This window comes from Mesobacillus sp., from assembly GCF_047739415.1.
Lineage (GTDB): Bacteria > Bacillota > Bacilli > Bacillales > Cytobacillaceae > Mesobacillus.
In genome coordinates, this window is record NZ_JBIQOE010000060.1 from 1 (window position 1) to 23,114 (window position 23,114).

Genomic DNA, 23,114 nt, shown 5'->3' on the forward strand with positions numbered 1-23,114 from the left:
AAATTAGCCTTATATTTAGTTAAAATTCAGAAATTATGGTAGAGTTAAAATTAGTAACAGGTCATAATATCTAGTATTTATTTTGGAGATGGAGGGACTGCTTTGCTGACGAACCACCTGGATTTTCGACTCGAGCCAAGGATTAGAGAACTTTATGAGGAGCATAAGATGCGTGCTGAAAAAATCGACTGGGGCTACCATGAGTTTTTGCCATGGGATAAAGCAATGGATTTTAAACGCGTTCCCTGGGATGAAAGCCAGGTAACGTTGCCTGCACCGGTAATCACAGCGATTGAGACGGCGCTGCTAACGGAGGTGAACCTTCCATGGTTTACTTCTTATCTGGATCAGACATTTAAGGGATCTTTATCGGTCATCAAAGATTTTGTCCATACATGGACGGCTGAAGAGGACCAGCACTCAAATTTGCTGGAAACGTATTTGTTAATTACCCGAAATGTTGAACCGATGCGTCTGCATCAATTACATAAAATGACACTGGAGAATGGATGGGATCCTGATTTTCATACGCCTTTTGAGACGATGGTCTACACATCCATGCAAGAACTGGCAACGATGGTGTTTTATAATAATGTTGCTAAAGTGGCCGGTCCACACGATCGGGAGCTGGCTACAATGCTCCGCCGGCTTGCAAAAGATGAGACACTGCATTATGCGTTCTACCGTGATGTGATTAAATTCCATCTGCAGTTAGAGCCAAACTACTGCTACTACCTGGGGAATGTCATCATGAATTTCAAAATGCCAGGTGCCGTCATGCCGGATTTTGATGACCGGATGGCCATTATCGCAAAAGAGGCGAATTATGGTCCACTTGAGTATTTCGACCAGGTGCTTGATGTGATTGTCGATTATTGGGATATCGAGAACCTAAGGCCGATCGCACCAGAAGCGGAAAAGGCCAGGCTGGATATCTTAAATTACCATGCGCGTTTGAAAAGGGTTAGGGAGAGGTTTTATAAAAATAAATAGGAAAAATGGAACCAGTAGGGATAACTTCTGGTTCCATTTTTACTTTATAAAGGTATTTTCCAATTTTTGCAGAATAGTTTATGGAAAACATGTAAAAAGGAGCTTTTACGTATAAGGGAATGCTACTATTTACCGGAGTCCTGTTCATGTATATGGCAGGTATCTATTTATCTGTCCAATGGACCGCTATTGGTGCAGCTCTTGGTGTTTTAGGCGGAATTCTGATGGGTGCCAGTACCTATTTTTTACATCACGAAAAGAAAGAATTAATGAAGTATTTCATTACTTTAAATTCTCGTAATGTTCCTTAAACACCTTAAAAAGCCTTTCATCGCCACCGCGATCGGGATGTAGGGCTTTGAGAATTTTCTTGAATTCTTTTTTTAGCACCTGGCTATCTGTATTCTTGTTTAAACCTAACAGTTCTTCCATTTGCGAAGGGACAGTACCGGATGCTTCGATTTGTGAATTCAGCATTTTTTTCAGCGTCCGTACCTTGGATTGCTCAATATGTAATCGTGTGTTCAGCAATTCCATCTGTTCGTTAAGCAGGCTATTATCCCGTTTAGAACTTTCCAGCTGTTCGTTGTACTTTTGGATAATGAACTCTGTCAGGTCCTTAGGAAGGATTTTATAAGAAGTATTTCTTCTTGTAATTTTTCGCCTTTTAAAAGACCTTCTTCAATCCACGTTAATACATCTTGATCAGTCGCATCTATCCCGTATGAAATTAATTGTTCAGCAGCTTCTTTGATTGTCAGCATCTAATTGCCTCTCTTAAATAAAAATAATCAGACAAATCTATCATACCATTGAATTTTTGCAGAAAAAGAACAGAAGTGTGACATTGTGTTACATACAAATCCTCATGTGAAAATATGATGGATTATAACGAAAAGGCAGGTGTAATAAGATGGTGTTTAACATGAATGAAGCAATTGAAATCCTTGAACGGACGCCTGAAACTTTGAAAGCCTTATTATCAGGTTTATCAAAAGGCTGGGTGTCCAGCAATGAAGGGGAGGGAACGTGGAATCCTTCCGAAGTAATCGGACATCTCATCGACGGTGAAAAATACAACTGGATTCCAAGGCTTAAAATCATTTTGTCGGAAACAGATGATAAAAGTTTTCGGGCTTTTGACCGTTTTTCACATTTAAAGGAATATGCCCATCTGTCAATTGAGGATAAGCTTAGTGAATTTTCTTCCTTGAGGAGGGAAAATATCAATAAACTGAAGGAACTGTTCGTTGACGATAAGCAGTTTGTATTGACGGGAATCCATCCCGAATATGGGGAAGTAGAGGCAAGACAACTCATCGCAACATGGGCAGTCCACGATTTAACGCACTTATCGCAAATAACCAGAGTTTTAGCAAAAAGATACACTATAGATGTTGGACCGTGGAAAAGTTACCTGGGTATTTTGCATAAATAAGTCGGCTAATCTTTTATATTAGTGCTCAATTTTAAAGCCCCTGCAAATTTCACAGGGGCTCCTCCTTATCTTATAGCACCGTGCGGCAAAACCGCATGCACACCTTTAACACCATTTACTACCTGTGTAACTCTCAAATCTACTGTCACACTGGCAAGGGCGAGGGCTTCTGTGCGTTCGATCCCATGAAGTTCTCTCAAAAGTGTAACCATCTCATCGAGTGCCTGTCCGGCAGCAAGGTTTAAGTCTTCATTAAAGCCAAAGGTTACCCATCCAGCTGGCGTGTTAGCCCGCGGCATTTTCAGCTGAAGATCCTCTCTGACTGTCAGGGTGATGTCAACCAAGTCCATTGGGCATTCAATGGCCGTGCCGGAAACTTCGCCGTCGCCTTGTGCAGCGTGTCCATCACCAATTGAAAATAGTGCTCCATCAACTGAAATTGGCAGATACAATGTGCTGCCTCTTTTTAGCTCTTTACAGTCAATATTCCCGCCGCAATAGCGTGGAGGAGATGTATGGAGCACACCTGGTTCTGCAGGCGCAACTCCCATCAAGCCGATGAATGGATTAAGAGCGATATTTAACGGACGAGAGCCAACTTCAGTTTTAGCTGTCATTGTGTCACTGTCCAATTCCCAATCAAGGCGAATTCTCTCAGACCCTGTTAAACCGACTGCATCGTTTTGCCAGGTTTTTTTGCCGCCTGCCCAATTCGTGCCATACCACCCCGGTACGACATCGTTCAATTTTACCTCAAGAACCATCCCGGCCTTAGCCCCGTGCACTTCTATCGGCCCAATCATAGGGTGGAGAGGAGTCTCTTCTTTTACCGCAGATGTGAAAAATTGTCTCTCAACGCCTTTTGATTCTGAATAGCCCCATTCAATATCGGGCGTTTGCATGCGAATACTGTCCCCGGAATTCACTGTAAGGATGGGCTTATATTCATTGCTAAAAGAACCGTGCAGGTTTTCGGATTTTAGTTCGATTTTATGGATCATAGTTGCAACTCCTTACGCGATTTCATTTTTTACTAACTTGCCAGCTTGCTTCTTTTTAAAAAGCCGCGGGTTTGTTCCAATATAAACACCAGATAACACGAGGGCTGCTCCGATCGCGTGAGCCGCGGTGAAACTTTCACCTAAAAACAAAGTAGCCATTATGACTGCAGATACTGGCATCACGTTGATGAAGATCGATGCCTTCGCTGCGCCAACTTCTTTGATTCCGTTGTAGTACATGACGAACGAGACAACCGTAACCAAAACGCTCATATGAATTATCGCAAACCAGGTCGTACCTGTTGCCTGCTGAACGTCCTGCCATGATGTTTCTGCCAGGGCAAACGGCAGCAGGAAAAGAGTGCCGAAAGCGACGGCATAGGTGGTGGACTCGACCGAACTGAACTTTTTTAAAACCACTTTCCCGACGACACTGTATAATGCCCAGCTGACGACTGCGCCCATAAGCACAAAGTCGATTGGTTCAAATCCAAGCTTGAACAAGCTAAGCAAATGTCCATCGGTGATGATAAAAATTGCACCTGACAGGGCGATGGCCAATCCAATGATATTATTGCGTGTGATGGTTTCTTTTAAAAACAAAGCCGATAATAGCACAATCAACACCGGATTGGAGGCAATGAAAAGTGAGCTTTTGATCACCGGCGCATGCTTGCTGGCCAGGAAAAAGAAGATATTGTACAAGGCGATCCCTGTCAGGCCCAGCACCGCAAATAGGCCATAATCCTTCAAGTTTGGTTTTTGGCGATTTTTCTCCATCACGAACATAAGAGGTACAAGTAGAATCACCGCACCTAAAAACCTGAAAAAAGCGACAGTAGCGGGTTCAAAGCTTTGGACAGCATATTTGCCAGCGATGAAGGCACTGCCCCATGTTGACGTGGCGAAGGCCAACATTCCATATGTAAGCCATAATTTTTTGTTCATTGTATACCCTTCATTCTTTTAAATTATTTAAATAGTATTGTAGCATCTTTTTCGAAAATCGAAATAGTTTTTTGAAAATACATATAAAAAGAATTTTCACCCACAAGAGGTACCAATAACTGGAACTAAATGATAAAATATTTTCATGAGGGAGTGAAGGTATGACAGGTTTGAAATTCCTGATTCTTTTTATTGTAATCATAGTAATAGTTACCGCATCCAAATTCACTTTGAGGAAAATCTTCAATATAAAAAAAGTGAAAAAGAAGGCCTTTTCCTATAATCATATCAAAAGAGCCCATCGCATTGTGGATTGGACGGTCCGCCTGACTGGATTGACCGTTTATTTGATTTTTATGTATCAATTATACTACCATGATTTTTCTTTCAATCTATTTCTTTTCATCATGACCTTGATCTTTACCTCCGAAAGCTTTGTACGCGCCTATTTTGAATGGAAAGCTTCTCCTGATCCTAAGCAATCGATTCTGTCACTTGGTGAAGGGGTAGTACTTATAATAATTGTGTTAGTTATCATTCAGTTTGATGTATTAAATTTACTTTTACCAAGGGCAGTTAGATAGACAACTAGGTTTTCTGAAGGGACGTAAATGTGTGAAGTTGGAATAAATTTGTATCAAAATGGTGGTGGTTCTTTATGATAAAAAATAAAAGAAACTTTGTCATTGCTATTATTCTGTTTCTTTTTTCAATGGCTTTGAATTTTCCTTTTCCTCATGAATATCCAATAGGGCAGGATGTATTTTCAGCGTTAAATATACCTCTTAAATCAATCAATGGCTTACATTATGTTGGGATTACATCCTTGACTCTTCTCATTATTAGTCTTTATTTCCTGGGGCGATCTCTAGAAATGTATCATAATAGAATGGTCTTAATTGCCATTTTGCTTGCGTTCTTCCTTCCGATGGAACTTGTTGGTGCGTACCAAAAAACATTGGCCTCAGGTATTAATGCTGTTTACTATGACCGGGAAAACAGCCACTGCACCTTCGAAATGAAAAATGATACCACATTGTCCGCTTCATGCGACTTGCCATTCGAAAATTACAATAATAAAGCCGTTCAATTCAACATTGAATTCTATGATAAGTACCTATTCGAAGATGAAACCCCACTGCTTCCCATGATGAATGAAGGAGGTCCATATAAAGTAATGCTAAATGGGAAAGAGAGAGAAATAGTAACCATTGAATCCGAAATCGATCTTTCCAAATTAGAAATAGGGTCAATGAGTGGGGAGGCTTGGGCGGTTAATGTCATGATAAAAGATAAGGGTAAGGTTAGGAAATTGTGAGAATCAATAAAAGCGCACATTCGTTTGATGAATGTGTGCTTTTTTATGCAAAGAAAGGCGTAAAATGTCGTTTACTGCGAAACTTTTCAGGAAATCATCTGGTTCTCGCAAATGAGGAGCTACGATGGATCAACTTTCATTTAATGATTTAGATGGAAAGCTATAAAAAAATTTATACGAATTTTGTTTTCCTAAAAGCGCCTGATATTTTATACGGATATTTGTATAAGAATAATAATTTGGCTTTTAAATTATTGAATTTATCGGACTAAAGCAAATACAAAAGTATTTTACGATAATTAGAAGTTTAGTCATCTACAAGGCTAATTTTATCTGACTATAGTTTTATATTTTAAATATTATAAATATTCTAAAAATAATCTTTACAAACTTTTTAGCCTGTTATATAGTGTTACCAATATCCAGGGTCAAGCGAAGGGGTGGTATTTTGAATCAAAGTGTTAACAGTTTACAATCGACATTTTTTACAGAAAAAGTTGTTCTGGTTACTGGTGCAGCCCATGGGATTGGCAAAGGAATCTGCGAAGCATTCCTCAGGCACGGAGCAACAGTAATTGGTACAGACATATTGGATCAAGAACTTGGGGTAGTGAAAACGGAACTCAATGAGTGGCTTGATAAGAATAAAAAATTTAACCGTTTTGATACATATACATGCGACATCACAGAAGTGGAAAGTGTGAAACAGTTAGTGGATTACACGATCCAAAAATTTAAAAAGATCGATATATTGGTAAACAATGCTGGAGGTGTATGTGGGCAAATTCATCAACCAGTAGAAGAAGTAACGCCTAATCAATGGAGAAAGATATTTGCTGTTAATCTGGATGCGGCTTTTTATACAACAAAGGAAGTTGCTCCATACATGAAAAAGCAGAAATATGGACGGATCATTAATATCTCAAGTGGAGCAGGGCGCAGCACAAGTCTGACTGGAATCCAGGCATATGCCAGTGCTAAGGCTGGACAGATTGGTTTCACAAGGCAAATGGCTCAAGAACTTGGTCCCTATGGAATAACGGTCAATAACGTAGCGCCAGGATTTGTGATATCGAATCCGTCAACAAAGAAGCAGTGGGAAAGAATGTCGATGGAGGAGCAAGCAAATCTGGTTAAATCAATCTCGGTTAAGCGACTTGGAGAACCTGAAGATATTGCTCATCCGGTTCTGTTTTTTGCCTCAGACTTTGCAAGCTATGTGAGCGGCCAAACCATTTCAGCGGATGGCGGACAACAACTTTTTTAGGAGGAGTCGAATGGAAATCACAGTGATTGGTGCAGGGGCAATTGGCGGTGTGCTAGGAGCTCATCTTGTGAGAGCCGGCAACAAAGTAACTTTTTGCGATAAAGATTTTGAACATGTTCATGTCATGAATAGCAGCGGTCTTAGAATCGAGGGGCAAGATGAAACCTTTACCGTTGAATGCGATGCCTATACACCCGAACAACTAGTTAAAAAAAAGCCAGTTCTTGATACGGTTTTCCTCTGTGTTAAGGCACAGCATACAAAAGAAGCGCTGAAACCATTTTTACATCTTGTTGGAGAAGAAACCAAAGTTGTATCTTTCCAAAATGGTTTATGCGAAAACGAGATTGCCAGCCTGATTGGAAGAGATAAAACGATTGGCTGCTTTGTTAATTTTTCAGCAGACTACTTGGAGCCGGGCAGGATCCTGTATGGCGGAGTCGCAGCACTCTATCTTGGGGAATTGGATGGGAAAATCAGTCAGCGAGTCACTGATTTGCAAAAGGCTCTCGAATGCTGGGGACCAGCCCAGGTTACGGATAACATCTGGGGCTATCTCTGGGGGAAGATGTCTTATGCTGGACTTTTATACGCGACGGCTTTAGTTGATGAAACAATGGCGGCTGTTGTAAGGAAACTAGACCTTAGGGACACATTAATGGAGCTTTGCTCTGAAATACTGGAGGTTGCAGATAAGGAAGGCGTCAAGCCAATCGGTTTTGATGATTGGGTTCCTGAGCTTGTCTATCCAAGAGAGACTCGGGATCAGCAACTCCTCGATAATCAGCTGGAAAAGCTCGCACATAGAATGGCTGCAAACAAGAAAACAAAAAGCGGCATCTGGAGAGACTTGGCTGTCAGAAAAAGAAAAACGGAGATTGATTCACAGCTAGTCCCAATTTTAGAAATGGCAGCAAATCATCAAGTGCCCATGCCGTTGACGGAAATGCTTGTGAGTCTTATCAAAGAGATTGAAACCGGTTCAACTCAAATGGATTGGGATCACTTATATAAATTAAAAGGACTATACGAAAACGGAGAAAAAATATGCAGTTAAATCATGAAAATCTTTCTGATCATGTAGCGAAAATCATTAGGAAAATGATTCTGAATGGATCATTGAAGCCTGGCGAAAAAGTGAACCAAGCCCAGCTTGCTGAAAGTCTTAATATATCACGTGGCCCGATAAGAGAGGCTCTGAGATTACTTCAAAATGAAGGGTTAATCAAACATGAAACTAATAAGGGGACACATGTTACGACGCTTTCTTCTCAGGATGCATATGAGATATATACACTTAGGGCTTTGCTGGAAGCAAAGGCTGCAAGCCTCGCAATCCATAATTTAATAGATAAGGATTTTAGCAGACTTGAACTGCTCCTGGAAGAATTCCAAAATGCCATGGATAAGAGGGACTTAGAAACGGAGGCAAGATGTGACATAGACTTTCATAGATTGATCGTCAGTGCTTCTCGCCATAAAAGATTGATCCACATGCATCAGCAATTGGACACACAAGTTGGAGCGATGTTTTTGACTGTAGCCAACAAACTACCTGCGAGAGCGGCACTAGTTGTTGAAAACCACAGAAAATTGCTTGATGCTTTGAAGTCAAAGGATGCGGATAGAGTCAGCAGGGAGTTTTCCGACCATTATGTTCACGCATTGAACGAACTAAAAGAGGTAAAAGGCCTTCTGACAATATAAAGGTGGTGTTTATATGTTACTAGAACTGAATGACGTGTCACTATCTCTCAAGAGAGATGGGAAATACGTGAAAATCTTAGACGGGATTTCTCTTCAGGTTAATAAAGGAGAGACAGTAGGGATTGTAGGTGAGTCAGGCTGTGGGAAAAGCATGACAGCTTTATCAGTTATGCGCCTTTTACCTGAAAAAGCTAAACTAGAGGGTTTAATCCAGCTTGAAAAAGAAGATATCACTTCCTATTCGAAAAGGAAAATGGAAAAAATCAGAGGCGATAAAATGGCAATGATTTTCCAGGATCCTCTGACGTCTTTGAACCCTCTTCATACTGTAGGCAGACAGATTGAAGAGACACTTATTCTTCATACAGATTTAAATAAGGAGCAGCGGAAACGTAGAGTGATTGAGCTTTTGAATGAAGTAGGATTGCCGAGAGCAGAGGAAATTGCTTCGGAATATCCTCATCAATTATCTGGCGGGATGAGACAGAGAATCATGATAGCAGTCGCCATGGCGTGCAACCCCAGTCTATTGATATGTGATGAACCAACAACTGCTCTGGATGTAACCGTTCAAGCACAAATCCTCGATTTAATGAACCATCTTAAAGATGTTAACGAAATGGGAATTATTATGATCACCCATGATCTCGGTGTAGTAGCAGAGGTTTGCGACCGTGTTGTTGTTATGTATGCCGGCAAAATTGTTGAGCAAGCCGAGGTTAAAGAATTATTCATTCATCCTAAGCATCCGTATACAAAAGGACTTCTTGAATCAATACCAAAACTAGGAGTTAAAAAAGCAAAGCTCGGATCCATTCCTGGGATGGTTCCCTCACCAGATAAAATGCCCAACGGCTGTCGTTTCTATGATCGCTGCAGCTCAGCAATGGAAGTATGTAAAGGAACGACACCTCCAATGAGCAATGTAGGAGAAGACCATACTGCAGCTTGCTGGCTATACGAAGAAAAGGGGGGAGAAATGAATGGCTCTTCTGGAAGTGAAGGACTTGAAGCAACACTTCACAATTAAAAAGGGATTCCTGGGTGAAAAGAAAAAAGTGAAAGCAGTGGATGGAGTAAGCTTTCACATTGAGCAGGGGGAAACGTTAGGGATTGTTGGCGAATCTGGCTGCGGAAAATCAAGTCTGGGCCGTACAATTCTCCAGTTAATAAAGCCAACTTCCGGAGATATCTTTTTCGGTGGAAAAAATATTACCCATCTTCCGAGGAAGGAAATGAAGGAATTGCGGAAGGATATGCAAATTGTCTTCCAGGATCCCTATGCGTCATTAAATCCAAGGAGTACTGTCCGTACAATTCTTGAAACTCCGCTTATCGTTCATGGAGTAGGAAATCGACAGGAAAGAAGGAAAGTAGTCGAAGGCCTGATCGATAAAATCGGCATTCGCAAAGATCAGCTTGACCGTTTTCCGCATGAATTTTCAGGGGGACAAAGGCAAAGGATCGGAATAGCACGTGCACTCACACTGAACCCGAAATTGATAATAGCAGATGAACCTGTATCAGCGCTTGATGTTTCAGTTCAGTCCCAGGTTTTGAACCTTATGGTGGATTTGCAAAAGGAACTTAACTTAAGCTATATGTTCATTTCTCATGACCTTTCTGTTGTACAGCATATTTCCGACAGAGTAGCTGTTATGTACTTAGGAAAAATAGTCGAAATCGCTGATGTCGAGGAATTGTACAGGAATCCGATGCACCCTTATACAAAGGCACTGCTGACAGCTGTACCGATTCCGGATCCGACAAAAAAGCGAGACAGAATCATCTTGCAGGGAGACCTGCCAAGCCCAATCAACCCTCCGACAGGCTGTGCATTTCATACACGTTGTCCTGTAGCAACTCCTGAATGTAAAGAGGAATCTCCTGAACTCCGGGAAAAAGCAATGGGTCACTGGGCTTCATGTATTCATGTACATCCTGAGCAGAGTGAGAAGACAAAGATTAATATTTCTTAACTTAAAGGAGGCGGGGTAGGTGGACGCACTTCGTTACACGGTAAAAAGGATTCTGCTCATGATTCCGATTTTGATTGGTATCAGTATTTTGACTTTTTTTATCTCAAATACGATTCCAGGTGATCCAGCTCGTTTGGCGGCTGGTCCTTATGCAGATGCGAAAGTAATCGAGGAACTGCAGGAAAAAATGGGCCTTAATGATCCTGTGTATGTACAGTATTTCAATTACATGAAAAATTTGCTCCAAGGGGATCTTGGTAACAGTAACTACTCCCATCAACCAGTAATGGAAGATATCAAACAATATTTTCCGGCAACTCTTGAATTAACATTCTTCTCGATGTTTATAACGATCTTAATCGGAATACCTTTAGGTGTTATAAGTGCAAGCAAGAAGGATAAAGTAGCTGACCAATTTGCAAGGGTCATGGCCCTTATAGGAGTGGCGATGCCAGCATTCTGGCTAGGGATCATCTTTCTATTATTCTTCTATTTGAAGCTCGGGGTTCTGCCCGGTTCAGGACGGTTAGATACTGGCCTGTCTCCTCCAGAGACAATTACCGGTATGTACACGATTGATGCATTGCTCACGGGAAATTGGACAGTGTTTAAATCAGCAGTGATCCATCTAATACTTCCAGGCATAACCCAGGCAGCTGTAACAATTGGGATGATTACAAGAATGACAAGATCATCCATGCTTGAAGTGTTAAGAAGCGATTACATCAGAACAGCCTTTGCAAAAGGTGGGTCAGAGAAGCGAGTACTTTACGGCCATGCATTGAGAAATGGAATGATGCCGATCATGACGCTCCTCGGAATGACTTTTGGCCATTCGCTGGGCGGAAGCGTCCTCGTTGAGTCAGTGTTCTCGTGGCCAGGACTCGGCAAGTATGCGGTCAATGCCATTACATATCTGGATTTTCCAGCTGTTATGGCCGTCACGATCTTAATCGCCGTACTCTTCATTCTCGTAAACCTTATCATCGATATACTCTATCAGGTTGTCGATCCTCGACTTAACTATGATTAAAGCTGTTTACGTAAAAATTATTGTTAAAATCCTAAAGCCGATTTTAACGTGATAAGAAGCCGTTTTGTAGTTCGGAATTAAGTGTGCAGGCTCTTTTCTCAAAATTTGCTTTAATTTTGTAAAGAAACATAGGTCATTCAATCCAATTTTGTAGCCAAAAGCAACAAAGTTAGAGAAAAGAGCCTTGATTAAAAGGAGGCAGTAAAAGTGGGTAGACGGATTTTGCAAAGTCCTTTAACAGTGTTAGGGATTTTCCTGGTAGCAATGATCATTATTCTGGCAATATTCGCACCATGGATAGCCCCCAGGAATCCTTTGGAGGTAAACCTTGGACAAAAATTGCTGCCGCCAAGTTCAGAACATTGGTTCGGTACGGATGAAGTAGGTAGAGATATATTAAGCCGAATTATCTTTGGAACAAGGATCTCTTTAAAGATTGGATTAATGGTCGTTTTAATCTCATTTCCAATCGGTACCATCCTTGGAGCCATCGCAGGTTATGTCGGTGGTATGGTTGACCAGGTAATCATGAGGCTTACTGATATTTTTCTCAGCTTCCCAGGAATCATCCTATCAATGTCCATTGCTGCTGCTCTTGGACCATCAATTGAAAATGTCCTGCTTGCATTAGCGATCACCTGGTGGCCATGGTACACAAGGATTGTACGCTCATCAGTCCTGTCAATTAAGAGCTCTGAGTTTATCGAATCAGCAAAGGCGATCGGAGCCAACCCTTTTAGGATTCTGTTTAAAGAAATCATTCCTAACGCGATTGCTCCAGCAAGTATTCAGGCGAGCCTGGACTTGGGATTCGTTATCCTGGCTGCAGCAGGACTGAGTTTTATCGGTTTGGGAGCACAACCTCCATCTCCTGAGTGGGGAGCTATGCTTTCCTCGAGCAGGGAAATACTGCGGGATGCCTGGTGGGCCGCCACTTTTCCTGGTTTAGCAATCTTGCTGACTGTATTAGGTTTTAACTTATTGGGTGATGGTATGAGAGATTTGCTTGATCCTAAAAATAGGTAATTATATTTCTTTGAAAGGGGTGATTCCTGCCTTTTAAAGCTTTGCTAGTAAATAAATCCACTAAAAATTTGGGGGGAAACAAATGAAGAGGAAGAGTATCTTATTTAAAGTGATGACCATGGCGCTGATCCTGTTACTTGCATTGACTGGATGTAATAAGTACAACCAGGAGACGACTACACCTGCAGAGGGAAAGAAAGAAGAAAAGAACGAAACGCCAGCAGAACCACAAGGTTCCGGAAATCCAGAAGTCTTCAATTTCGCTACCAACCAGGATATACCTCACCTTGACCCACATGGCACTGCTGCTAACACTTCGTTCCGCGTAACTTATATGCTATATGATCGTCTCGTTACTTATGATGGAACAGACACTGAAGTAAAGCCTCAACTTGCTGAAAAATGGGATATTTCCGATGATGGTTTAACTTATACGTTTTATCTGAATAAGGAAGCTAAGTTCCATGATGGAACCCCTGTGACAGCTGAAGCAGTTCAATATTCATTCACACGTGCCATTGATATCGGAAAATCAGCAGCTGGACAATTTAAAAAGGTCATTTCTAAGGATAGCTTTGAGATTGTTGATGATCATACAATCAAAATCACTTTGGAAAAACCATTTGCACCATTCTTGAAAACACTTGGTACTGTCTTTGCTAACATTGTCAATCCTAAGCTTGCTGAAAATCATGGTGACGACCTGGGCGAAAGTTATCTTGCTGATAAAGGAATGGGATCAGGTCCTTTCGTTCTAGAGAGTTGGGATCGCGGCCAAAAGATTGTTTTAAAAGCTAATGAGAATTACTGGGGAGAAGTACCTAAACTAAAAACTGTCAATATCATGATTGTCAACGAACCATCAACTGCAAGATTAATGCTAGAAAAAGGAGAAGTAGATTTGCTGGATTATTCTATGCTTTCTCCTGACGTCATGAAGCAAATGGAAGGCACGGAAGGAATCGATATCATCACCCAACCTGGATATCAGATTGACGATATCGCGATTAACATGGAGAAGAAACCTCTTGATAATGTGAAGGTGCGCCAGGCATTGGCACACGCCGTAAACTACGATTCTATCAATAATGATATTCTTCTTGGAGCTGGTAAGCGTATCGGCGGAATCATCCCTGAAGGAATGTTTGGTTATAACCCAGATGTGAAGCAATATGATTTTGATCTTGATAAAGCAAAGGCCTTGCTTGAAGAAGCAGGACTCGGAGACGGTTTTGAGACAGAAATTCTGATTTCCGAGAATAATGAAGTACGAAAGAATATTGCTGTCATGCTTCAGTCAGACTTCAAAAAGATTGGTGTTGACTTGAAAATCAAGACATTGGCATGGCCGACATTCCTGGAAACCGTTACTTCCGGCGGTCATCAATTAGCGTTGGCAGCATGGACACCGGACTATGCTGACCCGGATTACAACCTTTGGTACTTTGCTCATTCTACTAGTAAGGGCCCAGGCTTTAACCTTGCATTCTATGAAAACAGCAATGTAGATCAGTTATTGGAGGAAGGCAGAAAGACTGTCGATGAAGGCAGACGTGAGGAAATTTATAAGGAAATCCAGGCAATCATGAGCGAGGAAGTTCCATATATCTTCCCTGCACAGCGACTTGTCCAGGCTACTCAAAGATCTTGGGTAAAAGGGTATGAAATCAACCCAATGAATACATGGTATGTTCCGTTCCAGAAGATGACGAAAGAATAATTCCAGTAAAGCGACCGCAGGACTTTATCGTATGCGGTCGTTTTATTCAATCAAATTCAGGAGGAAAAGCAATGTGTATGTTTGGGAACCAGAAGTTTGGAAAGATTGTCCTCTTCCTGGAAACAGTACTGACGGATAGGGTTGATCCTTTACTGGCAAAAGGTAATGAAGGATGAAGAAGTTTTCCGATTTATCTATTTTGGAAGTGGCTGAGTTATACAGACGAAAGGAATTATCGCCTGTTGAACTAATCGGAAGCACCTTTGAAAGGCTTAAAGAAGTCGACTCAGAACTGAACAGCTTCATTACGGTGTTGGAAACAGAAGTCACGCAAGCAGCGAAAGAGGCTGAGGCTGATTTCTTAAGAAATGAAGTTAAGCATGTTTTATATGGCATTCCATACAGCGTAAAGGATCTTTATTATACAAAAGGAGTCAGGACGACGTGCGGGTCCCAGATACTTAAAGATTATATCCCTAACAACACTGCTCCATTGGTATCACGGTTGCAGAATTGCGGAGCCATCCTCATTGGTAAAACGAATATGCTTGAGTTTGCTTATGGAATTGTTCACCCTGCTTATGGGCAGACAAACAACCCCTGGGATGTGACCAAGACTGCTGGAGGGTCCAGTGGCGGATCAGCTGCTTCGGTTGCTGCCGGGATTGGGTTATTTTCACTAGGTTCAGATACGGGGGGATCAATAAGAATTCCCGCTTCTTATTGTGGGATTACAGGGCTTAAGCCGACATATGGTTTGCTTCCGCTTGAAGGCGTATTTCCGTTATCGCCTTCACTTGATCATGCTGGGCCAATGGCAAAAAGTGCGGAAGATTTATTAGAGGTTATGGATGCACTTGTGCCGGGCTTTCTCTCTGCAAAACTTCCAAACAATAAAGATAAGATCATCGGAATCCTTCCGGCTGACAAAAGTTCAGATGTAAGCGCAGAGGTAGCAGGTATTTATAAAGAAACACTTAAACAGGTAAAGAAAATAGGATGGACTGTGAAGGAAATCGAGTTGAAGTATTTTGATTCTACAGAAGAAATCGTTATGAATGTGCTTTTACCAGAAGCAGCCTTAATTCATGAGAAATGGCTTCATAGAAAAGAGGAGTATGCCCATTTAACATATAAACAAATTGAGGCAGGCTTTTCACATCGGTCTCTTGATTATTTGAAAGCTAAAAGAGAGTTAATGTTCGCAAGGGAGGATGTTGATCGGGTATTGAATGAAGTGGATTTTCTGCTGATGCCGACGGTCCCTTATCCTGCTCCGGAAGAGGACCCTGCCCTAGAAGAAGGTAACGAAATGAAATTTACCGGGTTATTCAATGTTACAGGACATCCAGCCATGACGATAAACACAGGTTTTACAAAGAATAAGCTTCCGGTTGGACTGCAGCTTGTCGGAAGACGATTTGACGACAAAAGACTGATTGAAACAGCAGCGAAACTAGAAAAACTGTTGGGGAAATCAATGAAAGGAATCAAAATGAATGTCTGATATTCTAAATTACCTTAAAGAACACAATGGCTACATCACAGAAACTTTGCTTAGGTTGACAAAGGCTGAATCTCCATCCCATACAAAAGCTCTCGTAGATAAGTGCGGTGAAGTACTGCGGGAGGAATTCGAGAGATTAGTAGACGGTTCCGTCGAAATGATTGAAAAAACGGAAGTTGGCAACCAGTACAAATTTACATATGGAACAGGGGGAGATGAAGGACAGATTTTAGTGATTGGCCACATGGATACAGTATGGGATGAGGGGGCATTGCCAATAAGGCAGGTAGGAAACCTGCTTTATGGCCCGGGGGTCTTTGATATGAAAGGCGGACTTACTATTACACTATGGGCATTAAAGGCATTGAAGGAAACGAGTGCTCAGCTTAACAAGAAAATCACCTTCCTGGTAACAACAGATGAAGAAGTGGGCAGTTCTCATTCGAAGGAAATCATCCTCAAGGAGGCTGAAAAAAGCTCAGTCGTATTTGTTCCGGAATCAAGTATCGGACCGTGTGGGGCTGTAAAAACCGAAAGAAAAGGAGCTGCGCAGTTCCTGATGAAAATTGAAGGAATTGCAGCACATGCTGGTATCAATGCATGGGATGGTGCCAGTGCAATCGAAGAGATGGCTTATCAAATCCTGGATTTGAAAAAGCATGAAAATCGTGATGAAGGGATTTCAGTGAATGTTGGGGTAGTGAAAGGCGGTACCCGAGGGAATGTCATTGCCAAGGAAGCTGTAGCAGAAATTGATGTTCGCATCACCAAAAAAGCACAGGCAGAAAAGATTACTGAAGCGATCTTGAATAGGCCTGTTTTTGTAAAAGGAACAAAGGTAGAGGTTATTGGGGAAATCGATCGTTACCCTCTAGAACGGACAGAGGCAGTGATTCAATTGTATGACGAGTTGAAGGAAATCGCCGCATCACACGGATATGATTTGAATGAAGGGTCTTCAGGCGGAGCGAGCGACGGCAACTTTACATCAGGGATAGGTATTCCGACAATCGATGGGCTGGGCCCGATTGGCGACGGAGCCCACACAGAGAATGAGCATGTTGATTTATCTAATCTCCCGTTCAGGGCCGCACTTATGGCTGAAATTATCCAGAGATACGCCAATAAATAAAGGGGGTCTGTTTATGTACATGATGGATTTAACTGCCTCAAAATTCAAGGAAATTAAGTCTTCCGTAGACACTGTATTGCTGCCAATTGGAATGATTGAAATGCATGGACCTCACTGTTCACTTGGAACGGATGTATGGATTCCGCGTGAGTTTGTCCGTCGGCTTGATCAGAGGATTGGAAACAGATTATTGATGGCTCCGGAAGTTGCTTACGGCCATTCATGGGGTCTTGCTCCGTTTGAAGGGACGATTGATATTTCTGCTGAAGCCTTTTCTCAATATGTCTATGAAATTGGAAAAGAGTTTCACCGAAATGGTTTTGAACAGATTGTCCTGTTCAACGGACACGGAGGCAATATTCCAAGCTTAACGACTGTTGCGGAAAAGCTTGCTAACTTAGGGATGAAGGTCTTAACCATCAATTGGTGGGTGGATTACCGTGAACAAATTCTTGAAATCACAAAAGGACCTGGCCATGGTGGTGAAGATGAGACTTCGTTAGTTCTTGCTATTGATGAGAAGCTTGCTGATCCTAGTCTTGCTGGTGATCATCAGGTAAATGTGAATCCGAAAATCAAGTACGAAAAATCAGGCAAGGTGTTATTTAAGGATGGCTATTTAGGCAATGCAGGAGCAGCAACAGTCGAAAAAGGCGAAAGATTATATGAAATGATGCTGGAACTAGTTTTATCCGATATTGAAGATCTATGGAGGGTTGCATATGAATCAGTCAATTAATGAGAAGAAGCAGATGTTGAGATGGACAGATGAGCCAGTTGGGGAAAAAATCGTGGATGTTGTCGTCAGTTTGAATGAACAGGCTCAAAAATTACACAGCCAGGAGGTTGCCACGGCAAGTTACAGTAATCTGAAGCCAACGCTTTCCAGCTTCGATGAGATTGGTGACGCTCTGGATGGAGTAGAAAGTGCACTCAAAACGAAAGAAGGACATGAAGGAGAATATATGAGAGCAATGACGAACGGTTTTCGTTATTTTGCTCGAAGCCTGCAGGGTGACACTGTTCCATATGAAGAGCTGATTGCGAACATACAGGAGCTACCATCTACCTTGATAACTGACCAACAGCTTGAACATGCTAGAGAGATGGTTGAAAAAGGGCTATCAGACCTTGGGTACAAAGGAAGTTTATTTGAAAAAGCTACTGCCTGGCGTTCTGATACATTGATTGATCCTGAACAGGTGACAACAGTAGCAGAAAACTTCCGTGAAAACAGCAAGCAAGGGACTTTGAAAAGGGTGATCGGACTGCCAGAAGAAGATGGGATTGATTGGATCAAGCCTATCAGGGGTGTGTTCTGGAGCGGATATTCCAAATATACCGGTAGCTATCGCGGAAACTTAACCTTCAATATTGACCGCCCATGGACAGAACCGATTCTTGCACAGATCATGACTCATGAAGGCTATCCTGGACACCAGGCGTTCTATTGCCGATGGGATTACTTATTCCAGCAGGGAAAGCTTCCACTCGAGGCTTCGTACTACTTAATCAACAGTCCTACCAATGCATTGTTTGAAGGTGGACCTGAAACAGCATTAAGCTTCCTCGGCTGGGATGATGTAAACGAAGAAACACCTGGTGTAACGGATGAGCAGAAGCAACAGTATTTGCTCGCAAGGAATTATCTCGATTACCAAAGGATGTTCACCACTAATGCCTGCTATATGTATAACCTTGGCCAGGTATCCAAGGAGGAAGCAATCGATTATTTGATCAACAAAGGCGGAATCACCGAAATCGAAGCAAACAATGCATTCCGCTTCTTTTCAGACCCTATACAAAAAACCTATTTCCCTTGCTACTATTACGGCCGCTGGATGGTAGGAAACGCCTACAAAGAAACTCCCAAAGAAAAACGCGAAGAGTATTTCTCCATTCTCTATGACACACCACATACAACCAAGACTTTTATCAAAGCGATCAGCAAGCTGAACGGAAAAGAATTCGATGCTTTTAACACGTTGAAACAATAAAAATGGAAGGTGAGGCTTTTTGGAGCTTCACCTTCAAAAAATATACTCAGTGGAGGTGAATGAATGGAAATAACTATTATTGGCTCGGGTGCAATTGGAGGGGTTCTGGGCGCATATATCGCGAGAGCGGGTGTAAAGGTAGTTTTCTGTGATATTGAGCAAGAACATGTAAATCACATCAGAAATAAAGGATTAAGGATAGAGGGTCCAGCAGAAGAATTTGTAGTAAAAGGAGAAGCTTATACCCCACATGAATTGATTGCAAGGAAAAAGCAGCTTGATTGGGTTTTTATTTGCACGAAGGCCCAACATGCTCAACAGGCATTGGACCAGGTCTGCCAATTGATCAACAAAGACACAACAATTGTATCTTTTCAAAATGGATTAATAGACTTGAAAGTTCCCGTACAAAAGAAGGTTTCTGAGCCACTATGCTGTTTTGTCAACTTTTCAGCAGATTATCTTGAGCCAGGCCGGATTTTGTATGGTGGGGTATCCTCTGTAGCGATAGGAGAATTTAACGGGTCATCTACCGATAGATTGAAAGTGTTGAAGGAGATATTGGAACATTGGGGGCCAGTCAAAGAAACGGATAATATATTGGGATATTTATGGAGCAAGTTGTCATATGCAGCATTATTGTATGCAACCGCCCTAGTAGATGAGACTATGGCCAATATCGTAGATAGGAAAGAATTCAGACCAGCGCTTATTGAGTTATGTGCTGAAACACTTGAAGCAGCACACGTAAAGAACGTGAATGTTCATTCTTTTGATGTATGGAGGCCGGAATTAATCTTTCCTAGGGAAAACCAAAAACGAGAACTGTTAAATGCCGAATTTGATCGTATTTCGACTTGGATGGCAAAAAATAAAAAGCAAAAAAGCGGAATATGGCGGGACATAGCTGTAAGAAACCGTAAGACAGAGGTGGATTTTGATTTAGTTCCAATATTAGAGATTGGCAGACAGCATAATTTGTCCTTCCCTCTAACTAAATTTGTAATCGAAAGAATAAAAGAGTTAGAGCAAGGGGTCAAGCAAATGTCATGGGATAATCTAATGGATTTGAAAAAGCTATATGAGGATGAAGTACTAAGGTAATGAAGAAAGGGGTTTGAGGATGAAAAAGAGTCAACCTTTTGTATTATTCATATTGCTGCTTTGTTCAGTCTTATTAATAGCTGGGTGTAATAAATACAATGAAGAGGCTACAACAAAATCGAATGATCAAAAAGACAAACCACAAGCTGACACTGCCAGTGAAGTCTTCAATTTTGCAACCAATCAGGATATTCCTCACTTAGATCCTCACGGAACCGGAGCTAATACATCTTTTAGAATAACTTATATGCTCTATGATCGACTTGTTAATTATGATGGTACCACCACAGAAATTACCCCTATGCTGGCGGAAAAATGGGACATTGCAAACAATGGACTGAGTTATACTTTCCATTTAAGGAAGGACGCTAAATTCCATGACGGCAGTGCCGTTACTGCCGAAGCGGTTAAATATTCTTATTTAAGAGCCTTAAAGGTAGGCAAATCGGCAGCGGGACAGTTTAAAAAAGTAATTGATGAAGATAGTTTCGAAATTGTCGATGACCATACGATCACTATCAATCTCAAACATCCATATGCTCCATTTCTTAAGACTTTAGGAACTGTTTATGCGAATATAGTCAATCCGAAGCTTGCTGAACATGAAGGTGAAGACCTTGGAGAAGAATACCTTGCTGATAAAGAAATGGGATCAGGACCCTATAAACTTGAAAGCTGGGACCGTGGACAGAAACTAGTCTTAACTGCAAATGAAAACTACTGGGGAGAAAAGCCGACTTTGAAGAAAGTTAATATACTGGTTATCCCAGAAGCATCGACAGCAAGAATCATGCTGGAAAAAGGTGAAGTTGATATGCTGGACACAACCACAATTTCTCCGGCGATTCTGGAAGAAATGGACGGGAAAAATGGAATCAAAGTTCATTCTTCTCCAAGCTACAAACTAGTATTTGGTGATATGAACATGTCGAGAGCACCATTTGATAATCCTCTTATTAGAAAGGCATTTGTCCATGCTGTTAACTATGAAGCGATCATAGAAAATATCTACCTTGGGAATGCCTTTAGGGTTAACTCGGCAGTTCCTAAGGGTATGTTCGGTTTTGCCAAGGATACTCCTCTATATCCTTATGATTTAGAAAAAGCAAAGCAATTCATCGAAGAGGCTGGTTATAAAGATAAGCTTGAATTTGAAATTTCAATTTCAGAAAATGATGAGGTTTATAAAAACATGGCCGTGACTATCCAATCAGATTTGGCAAAGATTGGTGCAAAAGTAACTATAAAAGAATATGCGTGGCCTACTTATCTAGATTTAATAACATCGGGAAACCATAATATTTCGTTAGGCGCATGGACACCTGACTTTGCAGACCCTGATTACAACTTATGGTATTTTGCACATTCTTCTAGTAAAGGGCCGGGCTTCAACACAGCATTTTATGACAATAAACAAGTTGATCAACTGTTAGAAGAAGCACGCACCACTGTTGATGAAGCAAAACGAGAAAAGCTATATGAGGACGTTCAGAAGATCATGGCAGAAGAAATCCCTTACGCCTTTATAGCGCAAACGATGGAAAGCGCGCCTGTAAAGGATTATGTAAAAGGATATGAAATGAATCCAATGAATACATGGTATGTCCCTTTCCATAAAATGTCCAAATAATTATGAGAGGGCAGGTTTTGTAAGGTTTAAACCTGCTCCCTTCATTCACATCGGCTGCTTTCGTAAAGATTGAGTTAAAATCCTAAAGCCGATATTTACGTGATAAAAGCCATTTTGTTGTTCGGTATTAAGTGTGCAAGCTCTTTTCTCCTAATAAACTTTAATTTTGTGAAGAAACATAGGTCATTTAATCCTATTTTGTAGTCAATACAAAAAAGTTTGAGAAAAGAGCCTTCATATTAAAGTGAAAGAGGCTCATCAACATGATCGAATTAAAATACTTTACAGAAGGTGACATCCCACAACTTATAAGCTGGATTGATAGTCCTGAATTTTTACTTCAATGGAGCGGGACAGGATTTACCTATCCGCTGACTCACCAACAGCTTATTAAGTATTTGGGTGAAGCAAATAAAGAAGGTTCAGAGATTCAGGCTTTTAAGGTTGTTCACGTTGAATCATCGAAGGTAATAGGGCATATTTCGCTTGGTTCAATCAATCTTCATAATAAAAATGCGAGAATGTGTCGAGTCCTAATTGGTGATGAGGAGATGAAAGGCAAGGGCTTAGCTCCTTTAATGGTCAAAGAGCTTTTAAATATAGCATTTGAAAAATTTGGTCTTCATAAGGTGAGCCTTGCTGTATATGATTTCAATACCACAGCTCTTAAACTCTATCAGAAAATGGGTTTTCGAACAGAGGGTTTGATTAGGGAAGCATCAAGAATCAGAAACGATTATTGGAGTTATTATGAGATGAGTATTTTGGATCGAGAGTGGAGTGGAAATAGGAGGGAGAACCTTGGAAAAGTTGACGGAGATTGAAAAAGAAATAATATCCCAAATAGATGCAAATCAACTAATGGAATACAACAATGAAATAGCCAAAGAGGTGAGATTGTCAGGATCTGAAGAAGAGCTTCGTGCGTTCAAGTTTGCCCAAAAGACTTTAGAAAGCTTTGGACTAGATACTGAACTCTCTTTTCACGAAGCTTATATTTCTCTTCCACGTAAAGCTAGCTTAAAGATTGGGGATATCGATGTTCCATGTATTACTCATTCAATGGCACCTTCAACCATAGAGAGCGGGATCAGTGGGGACTCGGTTTATGTTGGTGATTATTCGAATGATAAGCTATCTCTTTGCAAGGGCAAAATTAGCGTTGTAGAAGGCATTGCAAGTCCAGAAGTTATAGCAAAGCTTAGTGGTGCTGGAACCCTCGCCGCCGTCTTTATTAATGGACCTTATACACATGAAATGATTGTTTCAACTGTTTGGGGAAGTCCCACTGCCGAAAATATCTCCCATATGCCG

General features: G+C 41.3%; 23 protein-coding genes and 1 pseudogene. 20 read left to right on the forward strand and 4 right to left on the reverse strand.

Annotated elements, in window-relative coordinates; translation table 11 throughout:
• Positions 1-102 precede the first annotated feature (102 nt).
• The gene (locus ACH0QE_RS05750; protein ID WP_415799739.1) at positions 103-993 is read left to right on the forward strand and encodes an acyl-ACP desaturase; all 891 of its coding nucleotides are present in this window, start codon (positions 103-105) and stop codon (positions 991-993) included.
• Positions 994-1,275: 282 nt separating this feature from the next.
• On the opposite strand, the gene ACH0QE_RS05755 is transcribed toward ACH0QE_RS05750, so the two are convergent.
• Together ACH0QE_RS05755 and ACH0QE_RS05760 are read right to left on the reverse strand one after the other, a co-directional pair.
• Positions 1,276-1,470 (reverse strand): DnaJ domain-containing protein, encoded by a 195-nt coding sequence (locus ACH0QE_RS05755; protein WP_415799740.1) that lies wholly within the window; start codon positions 1,468-1,470, stop codon positions 1,276-1,278.
• A gap of 134 nt (positions 1,471-1,604) precedes the next feature.
• A complete protein-coding gene (locus ACH0QE_RS05760; RefSeq protein WP_415799741.1) occupies positions 1,605-1,757 on the reverse strand; it encodes a hypothetical protein in 153 nt (50 codons plus the stop codon).
• A 149-nt stretch (positions 1,758-1,906) separates the two neighbouring features.
• Here ACH0QE_RS05760 and ACH0QE_RS05765 point away from each other — a divergent pair, with 149 nt between their 5' ends.
• Entirely contained in the window at positions 1,907-2,431 is a 525-nt protein-coding gene (locus tag ACH0QE_RS05765; protein ID WP_415799742.1) for a DinB family protein, read from the forward strand.
• Between the two features lie 65 nt (positions 2,432-2,496).
• Here ACH0QE_RS05765 and ACH0QE_RS05770 read toward each other — a convergent pair whose 3' ends face one another.
• Both ACH0QE_RS05770 and ACH0QE_RS05775 read right to left on the reverse strand, forming a co-directional pair.
• Positions 2,497-3,432, reverse strand: coding sequence for an acetamidase/formamidase family protein (locus ACH0QE_RS05770; RefSeq protein ID WP_415799743.1), 936 nt, complete (start codon positions 3,430-3,432; stop codon positions 2,497-2,499).
• 12 nt (positions 3,433-3,444) lie between these two features.
• Entirely contained in the window at positions 3,445-4,380 is a 936-nt protein-coding gene (locus tag ACH0QE_RS05775; protein WP_415799744.1) for a DMT family transporter, read from the reverse strand.
• 161 nt (positions 4,381-4,541) lie between these two features.
• On the opposite strand from ACH0QE_RS05775, the gene ACH0QE_RS05780 reads away from it, so the two are divergent.
• From ACH0QE_RS05780 to ACH0QE_RS05865, 18 genes and pseudogenes are all read left to right on the forward strand, one after another.
• Positions 4,542-4,964: a DUF4181 domain-containing protein gene (locus tag ACH0QE_RS05780; RefSeq protein WP_415799745.1), complete on the forward strand. Its 423-nt coding sequence runs from the start codon at positions 4,542-4,544 to the stop codon at positions 4,962-4,964.
• Between the two features lie 74 nt (positions 4,965-5,038).
• The gene (locus ACH0QE_RS05785; protein WP_415799746.1) at positions 5,039-5,698 is read left to right on the forward strand and encodes a hypothetical protein; all 660 of its coding nucleotides are present in this window, start codon (positions 5,039-5,041) and stop codon (positions 5,696-5,698) included.
• Between the two features lie 448 nt (positions 5,699-6,146).
• Complete coding sequence (locus ACH0QE_RS05790) at positions 6,147-6,965, forward strand: SDR family NAD(P)-dependent oxidoreductase (protein WP_415799747.1); 819 nt, start codon at positions 6,147-6,149, stop codon at positions 6,963-6,965.
• 10 nt (positions 6,966-6,975) lie between these two features.
• Positions 6,976-8,022 (forward strand): ketopantoate reductase family protein, encoded by a 1,047-nt coding sequence (locus tag ACH0QE_RS05795; protein ID WP_415799748.1) that lies wholly within the window; start codon positions 6,976-6,978, stop codon positions 8,020-8,022.
• Positions 8,013-8,672 (forward strand): GntR family transcriptional regulator, encoded by a 660-nt coding sequence (locus ACH0QE_RS05800; protein ID WP_415799749.1) that lies wholly within the window; start codon positions 8,013-8,015, stop codon positions 8,670-8,672. Before ACH0QE_RS05795 ends, ACH0QE_RS05800 begins: the two co-directional genes overlap by 10 nt.
• A gap of 13 nt (positions 8,673-8,685) precedes the next feature.
• A complete protein-coding gene (locus tag ACH0QE_RS05805) occupies positions 8,686-9,702 on the forward strand; it encodes an ABC transporter ATP-binding protein (RefSeq protein WP_415799750.1) in 1,017 nt (338 codons plus the stop codon).
• Positions 9,656-10,651, forward strand: a complete 996-nt coding sequence (locus ACH0QE_RS05810; protein ID WP_415799751.1) for an ABC transporter ATP-binding protein — start codon at positions 9,656-9,658, stop codon at positions 10,649-10,651. The genes ACH0QE_RS05805 and ACH0QE_RS05810 overlap by 47 nt, the downstream gene beginning before the upstream one ends.
• Positions 10,652-10,670: 19 nt before the next feature.
• The gene (locus ACH0QE_RS05815; RefSeq protein WP_214903669.1) at positions 10,671-11,684 is read left to right on the forward strand and encodes an ABC transporter permease; all 1,014 of its coding nucleotides are present in this window, start codon (positions 10,671-10,673) and stop codon (positions 11,682-11,684) included.
• 207 nt (positions 11,685-11,891) lie between these two features.
• The gene (gene nikC, locus ACH0QE_RS05820; RefSeq protein WP_415799752.1) at positions 11,892-12,710 is read left to right on the forward strand and encodes a nickel transporter permease; all 819 of its coding nucleotides are present in this window, start codon (positions 11,892-11,894) and stop codon (positions 12,708-12,710) included.
• A gap of 82 nt (positions 12,711-12,792) precedes the next feature.
• Entirely contained in the window at positions 12,793-14,430 is a 1,638-nt protein-coding gene (locus ACH0QE_RS05825; protein WP_415799753.1) for an ABC transporter substrate-binding protein, read from the forward strand.
• Between the two features lie 172 nt (positions 14,431-14,602).
• Positions 14,603-15,937 (forward strand): amidase, encoded by a 1,335-nt coding sequence (locus ACH0QE_RS05830; RefSeq protein WP_415799754.1) that lies wholly within the window; start codon positions 14,603-14,605, stop codon positions 15,935-15,937.
• Positions 15,930-17,069, forward strand: coding sequence for a M20 family metallopeptidase (locus ACH0QE_RS05835; protein WP_415799755.1), 1,140 nt, complete (start codon positions 15,930-15,932; stop codon positions 17,067-17,069). The genes ACH0QE_RS05830 and ACH0QE_RS05835 overlap by 8 nt, the downstream gene beginning before the upstream one ends.
• Positions 17,070-17,082: 13 nt before the next feature.
• Complete coding sequence (locus ACH0QE_RS05840) at positions 17,083-17,808, forward strand: creatininase family protein (protein WP_415799756.1); 726 nt, start codon at positions 17,083-17,085, stop codon at positions 17,806-17,808.
• The gene (locus ACH0QE_RS05845; protein ID WP_415799757.1) at positions 17,792-19,066 is read left to right on the forward strand and encodes a hypothetical protein; all 1,275 of its coding nucleotides are present in this window, start codon (positions 17,792-17,794) and stop codon (positions 19,064-19,066) included. The genes ACH0QE_RS05840 and ACH0QE_RS05845 overlap by 17 nt, the downstream gene beginning before the upstream one ends.
• A 63-nt stretch (positions 19,067-19,129) precedes the next feature.
• A complete protein-coding gene (locus tag ACH0QE_RS05850; RefSeq protein WP_415799758.1) occupies positions 19,130-20,170 on the forward strand; it encodes a ketopantoate reductase family protein in 1,041 nt (346 codons plus the stop codon).
• Positions 20,171-20,189: 19 nt separating this feature from the next.
• The gene (locus ACH0QE_RS05855) at positions 20,190-21,800 is read left to right on the forward strand and encodes an ABC transporter substrate-binding protein (RefSeq protein ID WP_415799759.1); all 1,611 of its coding nucleotides are present in this window, start codon (positions 20,190-20,192) and stop codon (positions 21,798-21,800) included.
• Between the two features lie 263 nt (positions 21,801-22,063).
• Positions 22,064-22,624, forward strand: coding sequence for a GNAT family N-acetyltransferase (locus ACH0QE_RS05860; RefSeq protein WP_415799760.1), 561 nt, complete (start codon positions 22,064-22,066; stop codon positions 22,622-22,624).
• Positions 22,602-23,114 (forward strand): annotated as a pseudogene (locus tag ACH0QE_RS05865) (hypothetical protein); the annotation flags it as partial. The gene ACH0QE_RS05860 and the pseudogene ACH0QE_RS05865, both read left to right, overlap by 23 nt.

Bases quoted from the DNA above. Each gene is read 5' to 3' on its own strand.
- ACH0QE_RS05755 (WP_415799740.1), bottom strand. From the start codon at position 1,470: ATGCTGAATTCACAAATCGAAGCATCCGGTACTGTCCCTTCGCAAATG.
- ACH0QE_RS05760 (WP_415799741.1), bottom strand. From the start codon at position 1,757: ATGCTGACAATCAAAGAAGCTGCTGAACAATTAATTTCATACGGGATA.
- ACH0QE_RS05765 (WP_415799742.1), top strand. From the start codon at position 1,907: ATGGTGTTTAACATGAATGAAGCAATTGAAATCCTTGAACGGACGCCT.
- ACH0QE_RS05770 (WP_415799743.1), bottom strand. From the start codon at position 3,432: ATGATCCATAAAATCGAACTAAAATCCGAAAACCTGCACGGTTCTTTT.
- ACH0QE_RS05775 (WP_415799744.1), bottom strand. From the start codon at position 4,380: ATGAACAAAAAATTATGGCTTACATATGGAATGTTGGCCTTCGCCACG.
- ACH0QE_RS05780 (WP_415799745.1), top strand. From the start codon at position 4,542: ATGACAGGTTTGAAATTCCTGATTCTTTTTATTGTAATCATAGTAATA.
- ACH0QE_RS05785 (WP_415799746.1), top strand. From the start codon at position 5,039: ATGATAAAAAATAAAAGAAACTTTGTCATTGCTATTATTCTGTTTCTT.
- ACH0QE_RS05795 (WP_415799748.1), top strand. From the start codon at position 6,976: ATGGAAATCACAGTGATTGGTGCAGGGGCAATTGGCGGTGTGCTAGGA.
- ACH0QE_RS05800 (WP_415799749.1), top strand. From the start codon at position 8,013: ATGCAGTTAAATCATGAAAATCTTTCTGATCATGTAGCGAAAATCATT.
- ACH0QE_RS05805 (WP_415799750.1), top strand. From the start codon at position 8,686: ATGTTACTAGAACTGAATGACGTGTCACTATCTCTCAAGAGAGATGGG.
- ACH0QE_RS05810 (WP_415799751.1), top strand. From the start codon at position 9,656: ATGGCTCTTCTGGAAGTGAAGGACTTGAAGCAACACTTCACAATTAAA.
- ACH0QE_RS05825 (WP_415799753.1), top strand. From the start codon at position 12,793: ATGAAGAGGAAGAGTATCTTATTTAAAGTGATGACCATGGCGCTGATC.
- ACH0QE_RS05830 (WP_415799754.1), top strand. From the start codon at position 14,603: ATGAAGAAGTTTTCCGATTTATCTATTTTGGAAGTGGCTGAGTTATAC.
- ACH0QE_RS05835 (WP_415799755.1), top strand. From the start codon at position 15,930: ATGTCTGATATTCTAAATTACCTTAAAGAACACAATGGCTACATCACA.
- ACH0QE_RS05840 (WP_415799756.1), top strand. From the start codon at position 17,083: ATGTACATGATGGATTTAACTGCCTCAAAATTCAAGGAAATTAAGTCT.
- ACH0QE_RS05845 (WP_415799757.1), top strand. From the start codon at position 17,792: ATGAATCAGTCAATTAATGAGAAGAAGCAGATGTTGAGATGGACAGAT.
- ACH0QE_RS05850 (WP_415799758.1), top strand. From the start codon at position 19,130: ATGGAAATAACTATTATTGGCTCGGGTGCAATTGGAGGGGTTCTGGGC.
- ACH0QE_RS05855 (WP_415799759.1), top strand. From the start codon at position 20,190: ATGAAAAAGAGTCAACCTTTTGTATTATTCATATTGCTGCTTTGTTCA.
- ACH0QE_RS05860 (WP_415799760.1), top strand. From the start codon at position 22,064: ATGATCGAATTAAAATACTTTACAGAAGGTGACATCCCACAACTTATA.